Genomic DNA, 12,315 nt, shown 5'->3' with positions numbered 1-12,315 from the left:
CATGATCAACTATGAGCCGATCATTGCAACTGAACTATATGAAGATGAAACAATTAATCAATTAACGGGCGGCCGGGTATATGCGGGGGAGTTTCCGAGCGAATTTTCCAGTCAGTATCCTCACATTCTCGTTGCCGAAATGGACAACGTTGATGTGAGTTATACAGACAATAAGGCCCGAGCGTCAGAGATAGACATTCAGGTGAATATCTGGATTAAGGCTGACGATAACATTGGCCCATTACAAACGGCAGTTGATAACAAAATGAAGTCTCTTAATTGTAAGCGAATCACAGTTTCCTCTTTCAATGAGAGCGAAAGAGATGCGTTTAGAAAGGCTTTTTTATATAGAACCATAGTTAAATTAGAGGAGGAAAACAAATGAGCGTCATCGTGGGTTTAGAAAATGCAGTTTATGCAAAATTGATTAAAGACGAAAAAGGAAATATTCAATACGGTGAGGTCAAACCGTTTGCTCCGGCCATTCAGGCAGATGTAGATACAAGTTCCGAAAACACAACAGTTCACGCTGACAACGGACCTGTAATTGTCCTGTCTAATATTGGTGAAACGAAATTGAAATTCGGAACTACTGAGATTCCACAAGATGTTTTAGCTGATATTACAGGTCAAAAGCTTGTTAAGGGTGTCATTGTGTGGCGGCAAGATGCTGTCCCACCATATGTGGCATTCGGGTTTACGGGTACAAAAGAGGACGGAAATGTGCGGCATGTTTGGCTGACAAAAGGAAGATTCGGCATCCCGTCAACAAACTATAAGACAAAAGAAGATAAAGCAGACGCACAAACTGAAGAGATCGAAGGAACGTTTGTACAACGTGCGGATAAAGTTTTTAAAATTACTGGAGACAGCAGCGTGGAAGGTTTTGAAGAATATAGAGATACGTTCTTCAATGAAGTGTTCGACGTTAGCCAGTTAGATGAAACAGGAACATCTGCAACACTTGAAAAAACAGATGCGACTGCGGAAAATGCGGAGGTGGCTGAATAATGAGCAAGCCCTTAAAGATTAAACTTAGAATAGACGGCGAATTTCAAACATTTGTTCAGGAGTTTGTTCCTTTCAAGATAAAGAGAAAAGCGCTGGAAATTGAAAAGTACATCCAAGAAGAGAAACCAGATATTGAAGAAATCGAAAAAAGGCATCTTAATCTGATTGTTGAAATTTTCGATAGGAAGTTTACTCTAAAGCAGCTTGAAAACGGCTTGAATGCTATCGGCCATCAAGATGTCATTTATGACATTATTGGCGTTGGTATTTTGGGTTATAAATCACGAGAAGAGATTGAAAAAGAAAAAGAGGACCTTGACTTGGGAAAGCTTCTGGAAAAAATAATGGAGGAAAACCAAGAGTCACCCTCGACGAAGCAATAGCTCAACTTAAGGACACATATCTCGATCTATTAAAGCTAGGATGGACGCTGAATGAAATTGACAATAGCGACTATCCTTTTTATTTTGAGCTGCTTGAGCATCAGGCGAAGCAACAAAATGATCCAGTGGAGAAAAGAAAAGCAGAACGAAGAAAGAAAAAAGTTGTACCGATTGACCATGTATTCTAACGGGAGGTGAGGGAATGGCTACCGAAAATCTAGGAAATATGATTATGCGTCTCGGTGTCGATGATAACGGCGTATCGAGCAGCATGGAAAATATCACTGAGAAAATGAAGCTCGTACGAAGTGAAATGAAAGCCTCCGCCTCCCAATTTGGTCAGTTAGGTGATGCTTCTGATAAGTTACGTCAGAAACAAGACGGGCTTTCAAAACTGTATCAATTACAGGGTTCAAAGATTGAGCAACTCAAGAAAAAATATGATCAACTGGCGGCTGAGAAGGGTGATAACTCAAAAGCAGCCCTTGATCTTGCTGAGAAAATCAACAAAGAAGTCGCTAATTACAATCGACTTGGACAAGCCTTAGAGCGTACTACGGTTGAAATCAATACACAAAACTCTGCTTGGACAAAAGCCGGAAAGACTTTAAAGGAATACGGCGAGGATTTAGAAAAACAGGCCAATAGAATGAAAACTATCGGGACCGTTGGTTTTGCCGGAATTACGGCACCAATGGGGGCGCTGGGACTTATGGCAATTAAGTCAGCTTCAGACGTAAAAAAGGCGCAGGGATCAATTCAAGCGCAAATGGGGCTCACAAAACAAGAAGCTGAGGAAGCCACAAAAGCAGCAACAAATCTATGGAAAGAGGGTTTCGGCGAGGACGTTGGCGACGTTACAAACGTAATTAGCATCGTCCGCAGAAACATTGAATCATTGGGTGATGCATCGAGCGAGACTGTTCAAAGAGTGACGAAAGACACGATGACAATTGCTGAGTCGTTTGATCAGGAGGGCAATGACATCACAAAGTCAGTCAATGCCATGCAAAACTCTTTTGATAATCTGTCCGTTGATAAATCTATGGACCTGATTACCTCCGGTTTCCAGAAGGGCTTGAACTATTCTGACGAATTTCTAGATTCTATCAATGAATACTCGAATCAATTCTCATCTGCAGGCTTTTCAGTTGAGCAGATGTTTTCTATTTTCGAGGCTGGGGCAGAGTCAGGAGCATTTCAGCTAGATAAGGTTGGCGATTTAATCAAGGAAATGAATATTCGTTTGTCCGATGGGACGGCGGATGACGCCATGGGGAAACTGTCCAAACGCACACAAGAGTTGTACGCCGAATTTAAAAAGACCGGAAAAGGCGGCAATGAGGTTTTTTCTGCTGTTATGAAAGACATTGACGGCATGAAAAACAAAAGCGAAGCCTATGTGATCGGTCAGTCCATTATGGGTACTCAATTTGAGGACTTAGGACAAAAAGGCGTCTCTGCGCTTGCGAATGTAAAGAACAGTTTCGACAACGTAGACGGAGCCACGAAAAAGGCCAGTCAGTCATTAAAAGACAACTTCGGTGACCGTGTGACAAAGGACATGCGGGAGCTACAAACGAATTTGATTCCAGTTGGTGAGATTCTGCTGGATAAAATTGAACCGGCTTTGCAAAAGACCGGTGAAATGATTAGTGATTTTACTGAGTGGTTTCAAAATCTTTCACCTTCCATGCAAAACACCGTTGTTATAGCCGGTCTGGTGGCTGCGGCATTCCCTCCGGTTGTCATTGCATTAGGCGCGGTTGTTTCAAGCGTAAGCACCCTTGTAGGCGCTATGGGGCGGGGTGCGTCTGCGTTTGGCCGTTATCGTGCAGAGGCGGCATTAACACGTACTTCTACAGCTCAACTGGCAGCGGCAAACACTGCGGCCTCTGTGAGCTTGGCAAAAGGTAACGCTGCGGTTACCCGGACCACTCGGGGCATGAGAGGAATGAATACCGCGACTGTGGCGGCTTCCGGGGCTATGTCTGCATACGGCGGGAAATGGGGCAATGTCCTCGGCATCGCTACTATGTTTCTCCCTGAGATTTTAAAGGGCGGAAAAGGACTTCTTGGCTTCGGGAAAAACGCTGCCTCTGCTGGAACAGGGCTTCTCGGCTTTGGAGGAAAAGCAAAGACAGCGAGCACCGCGGCTACCACATTAAGTACCGGGGCAGCACAAACAACCGGGAAACTGGCCGGATTAGGCGGCAAAGCGTTAGGCCTTGTGAAAAGCTTCGGAAGTGTTGCCCGTGTTGCCGGCGTTGCGCGCCTTGGTTTCAGTGCTTTGGGCGGTCCTGTGGGCTTGACTATCACGGGGGTTTCCTTGCTTGCAGAAGGCGGATATAAGCTCTATAAGCATATGAAAGAGGAAACAATCCCGACGCTTGATAGTTTCGGGGATAGCGTCTCAAAATCCACGACAAAAGCTGTTTTGGGTTATAAAAACTTAAACGATAAGGCAACTGCTCAATTGAATCAGCTGAATTGGTCAGGGCAAAAGGTTTCGAAAGAAGCTGCGGACAATATCAGCAAGAATTTTAGTCAGATGGGCGATAAAATCAAAACGACTATCCAGACGAAAGGAAATGAGAGCTATCAATCCCTTAGCAAATTCCTTTCCAGCAGTAAGACGTTGAGCAATAAAGAGCAGCAAGCCATTCTTGATAACGTGAAGAAAAAGCAGGATGACCAAACAAAAAAGGTTAACGATGCACAAAACCAGATCAAAGCCATTTTGACCAAGGCCAGCACTGAAAAACGGTCTTTGACGAAGTCAGAACAAGAAAAAATCAATTCTATTCAAAAGACCATGATGAATACGGCTGTTAAAACAATGAGTAAGAACGAAGCTGAACAAAAAATGATTCTCGGCCGGCTCAAAAACGAGTCATCCAATATCACAGCGCGGCAAGCTGCAGACACAATTAAAAACAGCATAAAAGCCCGTGACGGCTCTGTCAAAGAAGCGAAAAAGAAATACAAAGAAACGAAAAAGGCAATCGAATATGAACGGGATGTTACCGGCTCTATCAGTGCAGAGCAAGCAGACAAGATGATCAAAGAGGCAAAGCGCCAGAAAACTGATTCGATTGATGCTGCAGAGAAAATGCACAAAAAAGTTGTCAAGGAAGCCAAGGCGCAAGCTGGGGAGCACGCTGACGAGATCGACACAGAAACGGGCGATGTAAAAAACGGCTGGGACAAGATGATGGACAAAGTTGACAGCGCTTGGAGCTGGATCAAAGGTCTGTTCTCAGGTGACGATAAGAAATCAAAGCCAAAAGAATCCAAGAAAAAGTCAGCACCAAAAACTGCCGGCCGGTCATTAGGTGGTAACCAAGTTGGAGCATATGCCAAAGGAACGTCAGCCTCCGGGCACCCGGGCGGCCTTGCTATTACAAGTGAAAAAGGGCGCGAGTTGATTCATGAGCCGGGTGTCGGTACTTATCTTTCAGGCAATAACGGGCCGGAATTGCGGAACCTTCGCCCGGGTTCTTCTGTTCTTCCGAATAAACATACGGAACGACTCTTGAAAAATTACGGTTTTCCGGGGTATGAGGGCGGTATCGGTAAATATTTTGACTGGATCATGAAAGGCTCGGAATATTTATGGGACAAAGCTTCTGGCATGTTCGGCATTGCAGACAAGTTAATTCCCAGCTGGTTCACCAAAAACAGCGGTAGCCCATTAAAAGCCATTGGCAAGCTTGCGCGTATCGGTGTTGATAACCTTATGGGCTCCATTGGTTCATTCTTTACAGGCGGCGGGGGCGGCTCTGCTGCCGTTAAAAAGTGGGTTGCGGAGGCTCTATCTATAAAAGGACTTGGACCTCAATATGCTTCGGCATTAGAGACAATTGCGATGAAAGAATCAGGGGGGAACCCGAATGTCGTAAATACATGGGATTCTAACTGGAAGGCAGGGCACCCATCACAGGGGCTTATGCAATTCATCCCGAGTACCTTCAACGCTTATAAGGAGCCGGGGCACGGAAATATCAAAAATCCGGTGGATCAGGTGTTGGCTTCAATCAACTATCTGAATAGAAGATACGGCGGCATCTTTAACCATCCCGGACTTGTTTCTATGTCAAAGGGCGGTCCATATGTCGGCTATGCTATGGGCGGCACGTCCCCGGGAGTCGGCGGCACGAAGCTTGCTGCATTGAATGAGCGAGGTTATGACGAGCATATTATCACGACTGATCCTAAATATCGTGAGCGCGGTATCGGAATTTGGGCGAGAGCCGGGGCGGAGCTTGGCGTTTTATCACAAACTGTTCCGGAAATCCCTTCAATTGAACCGATTACGCAGCGCCAAGACGCTCAAATTGCATTACTGCAGGAGCAAAACAGTTTCCTCAAGACCATTGTAAACTCGGTAGAAGGCGGGATTACAGCCGTTGTCGATGTAAATACGTTGGGGGATGCAATTGGGATGAGATCGGAAAGAATTGCGAATCAGAAAATCCTTTTGCGAGGAGCATTGTAAGACAATGAAAGAACTAGACTTAATATTGCCAGATGGAACATATATAAGTGAGCGCCTTCCGGGTGTCTCACTTCTTTCATTTAAGCCGGAATCAGCGAGATTCGAAAGAAACACGTCTAACACCCATCCGTTACGGAATGGGATTTTGATGCCGAGAAAAGGCAATAAGGGGCGATATGTTGAGCGTAAAGTTGTCGTGAAACTGCTTATCAATGCCCGTAACTCACAGCATTTTCATTTGATCAGGGATGATCTGTCCAGACTTTTCACAAGCGAAGACCCTTTTTATATCGGTTACACGTATCAGCCTAACAAAAGATGGCTTGTAACGGGTGATGACGGCTTTTCTTTGGAACAAGACTCTAACAAAACGTGGAAAGAGCAAGACATTACACTTACTGATATTCAAGGGCTTGCAGAATCGCTTTATGATACCTCAGTACCTTTTAAAATTGGCAAATGGAGCCTTGGAATGAATATGGGGAAAGTTGAAAACCCTGTTTACTCTTTCAAAAATACAAATCGTTTTGAAGTCTATAACTTGGGAGATGCGGAAGTGTCCCCGATTGATCATAAGTATGACGTCGAGATGTATTTTGAAGGCAAAGACATTGAGATTTTGAACGAAACGACCGGGAAAAGCTATACATTGGTAGGCAGCCAGTCGAAAGAAAACAAGCTGAATTTGCGTAAGCATTATACAGTGAACGGATCAACGATTGTCACAACAAAAGGTGCCTGTTTCCCGCCTTTGGCGCCCGGTAAGAATAAATTCAAGATCATTAATGCGACATACAGCGAAATTAAGTTCCTGACACACTTTTATTATAAATAGGGGGTGATCCTTTTGAGTGTTATGTATGTTTTGGACAAGATGAACAATACACCGTACCTAATTCCTGATGTAGATGCGGTATTGACGGATAGTATCGACGGTACAAAGGACCTGTCGTTTTCTATCACTCTTACTCAAAACAATGTGATTCCATTCAATGCATTGGTGGGGAGAAACTTTATACTCGTTGATGAAATCAAGCATAAGAGCCAGCGGTACTTTATTAATTCTCCGACTATCAGACAGGAAGGCGAACAGCTGGCAAAGGATATAACAGCAACCCATATCTTTGCCTTTATGCTGGGGAAGCATTACAGAAGCGGATCGATTAGCGGTACAAAGTCGCTTGATGATGCTTTTAAATTTGCTTTGAGCGGCAGTGGGTTCACCTATGTCATTATGAAAGATGCAAAAAACATTTCTCCTCAAAAACTTGAGGGCTTTGGAAATAAATACGCATTGGAACTGATGAACGATATTATATCAACTTATTCAGTTGAATTAGATGTTGATAACACAACGATTTACGTATATTCAAGAATCGGCAAGAAATTAAAGAAAAAGCTGCATTCAGGTGTCAATCTGACGTCCTTACAAATCACAACCTCAGAGGATAACACCTATACCCGAATAAAAGGCTACGGCAAGAAGAAAGATGAAAAAGACATTCTTAGTGATCAGTCCATTTCCTACGATTCAAAAACGGGCGAGTGGTCTTATGATTCATCTTTGAAAGCCGATTTCACGAAGAAAATAGGGGCTACATTTACTTTTTCGTTTACAGGGACAGGATTCAAATTCAAGACGCTTGTCTCTAAACTCGGAGGTAAATGGGAATTTAAAATAGATGACCAAACTAAGACAATCTCGGCCTATAGCGATTCTGATCCTAAAGAAAAAACATTCGATGTTATTCGCGGTTTAGATAGCAAGACTCATAAAGTCGTAGCGACGTTCAAAGGGAAAGACAGTAACAACCCTAACACTAAGGGAACTAAAGGCGCAGCGCCGGTCATGTACCTGTTACGAGGGGATATTCTAACAATCTATCGTTCATTCAAGAATGAAAATGAGGAATACGTTTTCCCTCCGGTTGTTTACATTCACCCGGATGAAAAAAAGTATTTGATCGAGGGAAAGCCTTCGTGGGCTCCTGATTACACAGATGATTCCATCACAAAAGAATCGGACATGATCAAGGTTTTGAAAACAAAGGTGAATCCTTACGCTGAAACAAGCTATTCAGTTAATTACCACGAGGTTTTTGAGCTTCTTGAAATTGAGGAGCCAGTAGAAAAAGGCGATACAATAGAGGTTTTTGCTGAGACTGCTTTGAACGGTGTTACCTTTGAAGATTCAATAAGAATTACAGGCATATCGTACGATCCGAACGATTTAACAAAACCACCAAGCCTGACGATTAACGGCGGGAGAAAAACCCCCGAGGATCGAATTGCAGAAGAGAGACAGCGCGCTAAGGAGACAGAACGGTCATTGCGGGCCATTAAAAATGAATATGCTGCACAGATTTCAGCCATGAAAAATGAGTTGCAGCAAGCAATTATAAACAGCCAGCAAAGTGATTACCCTCAAACTTTCCCTTACACGCTTCAATACGTGAGTGGGATATGGTCTGTACCGTCTGGCGGTGGGTTTAGTACCACATTAGAAAAAGAGATTGTGCTCAATACGGATAATGAAATCAATATCAAATATGTGTCGTCTGAACCTTCTTCGCTATTGAAACAAAACGGAATCGCCGTGGCCGTGGATTATGACGGGAGAACGGCGGATCAATTTATCGTGACTTTTTATCAAAATGGAAAGCAAATCAATCCGGATACATTACCCGAAAACTCTAAAGTAACGGTTTTGATTAACGGATTCATGGAGGAGTGAGATGAGTGGCGATTTATTTAGATAAAAATCATACATTAGACCCCGCCTCCGGCCTAGTGGATACCCTTAATGAAAATGCGAGGCTTTCAGAGTTAGCAATCAATGAAAATTACAGCAGACTCAATGCACATAAAAACGCCCTGACCGCCCATAAATCAAGTCAAATTGATCATGGCGGTCTTTCTGTTTCTACAGAGATAGAAACATTAAAGACGCGCTGGGATAACATGATGACAGAGTCTGACGGCACTAATATTAAAGAAGTTTTGGACATGAGGGTGAATCACAAAGGGAAGCTTTTTGGATCGGCAAACGCCCGGCTAGTGGAGGATGAAAAGGCCATTGATCAGTTGAGCGCAGCCATTCAAAAAGAATATGAGTTTGATTATACGACTGTCCCAGCTGTCTATCATACAAGTTTAAATCTTGCTGATAGGACCGTGCTGCAGTGCTTTGTAATTGATGAGGAGACGGGCGAGATATACGCGACACAGGTTGCTACCGGAACCGCAGATGCGAGTGAAAGCTATATCATTACCAGAATGAATAAAAATGGTGTAATGCTTGATAGCATGAAATTAATTCATGGCGGGCACGGTACCACAATTGGGCTTGAGAGAGAAAACGGTCAGGTTTATATATGGTCTAATTATAATGTGGTGGATGCGAACGGCAGCACCATTGGGAACGACCTTGTCAGATTCCCATATACAGCCGGTGCGACATTAAACGGCGGTAACGGTGGAATTACGCGTTACAGTAAATTCACAGATGCTTATGTGACTCCTGTAATTGATCAGAAAAACGGTTTGATTGCTTTTCGTATTAAAGGCAGCAACGATGACAGCGTTGTTGAGCTGCGGAAATTGTCAGAAGTAAAACGGGGCGTCAATAACGTTCTCGGGACTGTGGAAATACCGCATGACCTCAACTATCTCCAAGGATTCACAATAGATAATTACGACTTGTATTGGTACACAGGAGACACAAACAGCGTTACCTATCCGGCTGAATTGTCTTTATTCAGTTTTAAAGACGGAAAGCTCAAAAAGCGTATTACGTGTGACTTTGGCCGGGGACCTGACGGGAAATACGAGGGTGATTTTCGCGAACCGGAATCTGTCTTTCTTTATACGGACCCAGTTACCGGGAAGAAATCGCTATTTGCAGCCATTGCGACCGGTACAGTAGGCAAACGTCTTGCGAAAGTTTACGCCTATCACTCAAAAGATAACGCGGCCACATTTGCAGCAGACTTATCACAAGGATTCCAAGGCTATTCTTTGACCAAAAACAACGGCTCTGCAAAAAGCCTGCCTGATGGACTAACAAAGCTCAAAGACTATCGAAAAGTTGGCTATTATTACATGAAAACAGCGGAATCAAACAAGATGACGGATCATCCGGATGGCGGCGACGCGGGTTGGTGGCTGCAAAATGCACCGGCTGACGGCTCCGGGTCTGTTATCCAAACTCTCACACGAAACTCAACGGGCCGGTCAATTAAAATCTTTACTCGTGTTGTTACTGGTGAGGGTGTTGCCGGGGAATGGACCGAGCTAATGTCGAGCCAACAAAAGGAATGGATAGACCTTCCCCTTAAAAACGGGGCGTCCAATCCGGACACAAGCAATAAATTGCAGTATGCCATAAATGGCGGGCTTGTCCATATCCGGGGAAGAGTGAACATCCCGGAAAAAGACGGCGTCGTGTTTGCCATTCTGCCGGCAGGAGCAAGACCTCTTAAAAGCTGGTTTGAAGGTTGTCAGGTTGGGGGAACGACGGGCGATAGAAAAATAACTGTTCGAAGCAATGGAGAAGTGGCGGCATTGGGGTTTATGGTCCACAGTGTCGACAACGTCACTTACACTTACGTCAATATTAACTTCCCATTAAATTAAGGAGGGAAAACATGATCTATAAAGATGCTGCGATTAGTGCCAATGTTGGCACTAGCACCGGAGCTTTCAGAATTACAAACATTAATTTCAGCACACAAGATATAGGGACGGCCAAATTGAGCTTTCATCTGTTCAAAAATGGCGTCCCTTTACCTTTGTCCGCAGTTACCGGAAAGCTTGTCATGTTAATGGCGGACGGGAGTAAGTTTATCAAAAATATAACGATTGTCGATAAGCAAAACGGCAAGGCTGAATACGTTTTGACAAGTGATGAGATTAAGCATTACGGCAGGGTTCAGGCGTCTCTCAATCTCTATTACAACAATAAACAATCGCTGGGAATCATTAAGTTTACTTTTGAAATTAACAAGGATTTAATCGATTCAGATATTGCGCCAAGTGCTGAGTATTATATCGAAGACTTTGAGGACTTAAAGCAGTCAGTTGAGACAATCGTTGCTGACCTTCAGGAGAAATTTAAAGACTTGGATAATGTTGAGACGAAGACGGGTGCGCAGGAAAAGGCCGATGCTGTCCAGTCAAATTTAGACACTCATACAAGCGACAAGGCCAACCCTCACGGTGTTACAAAAAGTCAAGTAGGGTTGGGGAATGTAGACAATGTGCAGCAAGCTCCTAAACAAGATTTTGACCTGCATGTATCGGATGCAACCAAACATATCTCTTCTAGTGAGAGAACAAAGTGGAATAACGGTCAAAATTTCAGAATAACGGCAGAGAACGGGACACAGAAATATAACCTCACAGAAGGCTCTTTTTATGATTCCCTTAAAGATGTCGGGACCGTCTCTTTTTATGGGACAAATGCTGTTACTGATAACCCGTCATCATCAAGCTTGCGTGGTCTGCAGTTGGTAGGGCAGCCGGGGATCGGCATTGGCTATGCCGTGGACGTGAACGGTAATGCTTGGTGGTTCTATTACAATTCGAATCATACGAAGATCAATTGGTTTCCTGCAGAGTCTATCACGGGTGCTCAGTCGAAGGTAGATGCTCACGCCAATAGAAAAGACAACCCACATGCCGTAACAAAAGCGCAAGTAGGCTTAGACAAAGTCGATAATGTCCAGCAGGCGCCTTTAACGGAGTTTAACGCCCATAATTACAATTCTATTCGTCACATTACACAAATTGAAAGAGATAAATGGAACGGCGGCCAGCTGGCAAAGCTGACAAAGGATGACGGGAAACGGACCCAATTAGCTGATGGGGCTGATATTCTTACGCTAAGCTCTGGGTTTTATTTTGCTTCCGGAAATCTAGTGAAAAACAACCCCGTTTCAAATGATAGCTCATGGTTCAATTATGACGTTATAGATGGGGATTCCGGGAGAAAATCAATCCTCGCTTGGAGGAGTTACGATAACACTATGTGGCACGCTACAGTCCACACTAACGGCGTTTTTAAAGGATGGAAAAAGCTTATAACAGACGCCGATTACGAGGGTATTTCTTGGCAAAACGTCACACTGAAAAACGGAGCAGCTAATGGAGACAGGCCCTTCCAGTATGCTAAGTGGGGGATCTGGCTTTTGTTTAGAGGACAGATTACAGCACCGCGGGAAGTGGTAATTGGTTCAATACCTTCCTCTGTGGTTCCGAGTAACGGTGCGGTTGTTCTCGCGTCAACGACCGGAATAACTGGTATTTGTAAACTCATTGTTTTCGGCTCGGGAGATTTAAAATTGACTGGTTTAATGTCCAATGATAACAACGCAGTAACTGGCTATTATATGGATGTTAACCCGATTCCGTTAGATTAAGGAG

The 12,315-nt window shown here is 43.9% G+C and carries 8 protein-coding genes; all 8 read left to right on the top strand.

Annotated elements, in window-relative coordinates; all coding sequences use genetic code 11:
- Position 1 precedes the first annotated feature (1 nt).
- The 8 genes from NSQ83_RS15455 to NSQ83_RS15420 all read left to right on the top strand — a co-directional run bounded on the left by NSQ83_RS15455 (position 2) and on the right by NSQ83_RS15420 (position 12,311).
- A complete protein-coding gene (locus NSQ83_RS15455) occupies positions 2–385 on the top strand; it encodes a DUF3168 domain-containing protein (RefSeq protein ID WP_042975092.1) in 384 nt (127 codons plus the stop codon).
- Complete coding sequence (locus NSQ83_RS15450; RefSeq protein ID WP_042975094.1) at positions 382–1,011, top strand: major tail protein; 630 nt, start codon at positions 382–384, stop codon at positions 1,009–1,011. The genes NSQ83_RS15455 and NSQ83_RS15450 overlap by 4 nt, the downstream gene beginning before the upstream one ends.
- Entirely contained in the window at positions 1,011–1,394 is a 384-nt protein-coding gene (locus tag NSQ83_RS15445; RefSeq protein ID WP_042975096.1) for a hypothetical protein, read from the top strand. The genes NSQ83_RS15450 and NSQ83_RS15445 overlap by 1 nt, the downstream gene beginning before the upstream one ends.
- A 202-nt stretch (positions 1,395–1,596) precedes the next feature.
- Positions 1,597–5,892, top strand: a complete 4,296-nt coding sequence (locus NSQ83_RS15440) for a phage tail tape measure protein (RefSeq protein ID WP_052476538.1) — start codon at positions 1,597–1,599, stop codon at positions 5,890–5,892.
- A 4-nt stretch (positions 5,893–5,896) separates the two neighbouring features.
- Entirely contained in the window at positions 5,897–6,727 is an 831-nt protein-coding gene (locus NSQ83_RS15435) for a phage tail domain-containing protein (RefSeq protein WP_327839347.1), read from the top strand.
- A gap of 21 nt (positions 6,728–6,748) precedes the next feature.
- Positions 6,749–8,626 (top strand): prophage endopeptidase tail family protein, encoded by a 1,878-nt coding sequence (locus NSQ83_RS15430; RefSeq protein ID WP_327839367.1) that lies wholly within the window; start codon positions 6,749–6,751, stop codon positions 8,624–8,626.
- Positions 8,627–8,631: 5 nt separating this feature from the next.
- A complete protein-coding gene (locus NSQ83_RS15425; RefSeq protein WP_052476539.1) occupies positions 8,632–10,527 on the top strand; it encodes a teichoic acid biosynthesis protein in 1,896 nt (631 codons plus the stop codon).
- Between the two features lie 11 nt (positions 10,528–10,538).
- Complete coding sequence (locus NSQ83_RS15420; RefSeq protein WP_327839346.1) at positions 10,539–12,311, top strand: phage baseplate upper protein; 1,773 nt, start codon at positions 10,539–10,541, stop codon at positions 12,309–12,311.
- Positions 12,312–12,315 lie beyond the last annotated feature (4 nt).

This window comes from Bacillus sp. PS217 (genome assembly GCF_037963535.1).
Taxonomy (GTDB): domain Bacteria; phylum Bacillota; class Bacilli; order Bacillales; family Bacillaceae; genus Bacillus; species Bacillus subtilis.
The sequence above is the reverse complement of the archived record's forward strand: the minus strand, read 5'-3'. Positions and strand labels throughout refer to the sequence as shown.

Coding starts and splice junctions, on each gene's coding strand:
- NSQ83_RS15450 (WP_042975094.1), top strand. CDS start 382: ATGAGCGTCATCGTGGGTTTAGAAAATGCAGTTTATGCAAAATTGATT.
- NSQ83_RS15445 (WP_042975096.1), top strand. CDS start 1,011: ATGAGCAAGCCCTTAAAGATTAAACTTAGAATAGACGGCGAATTTCAA.
- NSQ83_RS15430 (WP_327839367.1), top strand. CDS start 6,749: ATGTATGTTTTGGACAAGATGAACAATACACCGTACCTAATTCCTGAT.
- NSQ83_RS15420 (WP_327839346.1), top strand. CDS start 10,539: ATGATCTATAAAGATGCTGCGATTAGTGCCAATGTTGGCACTAGCACC.
- NSQ83_RS15435 (WP_327839347.1), top strand. CDS start 5,897: ATGAAAGAACTAGACTTAATATTGCCAGATGGAACATATATAAGTGAG.
- NSQ83_RS15455 (WP_042975092.1), top strand. CDS start 2: ATGATCAACTATGAGCCGATCATTGCAACTGAACTATATGAAGATGAA.
- NSQ83_RS15440 (WP_052476538.1), top strand. CDS start 1,597: ATGGCTACCGAAAATCTAGGAAATATGATTATGCGTCTCGGTGTCGAT.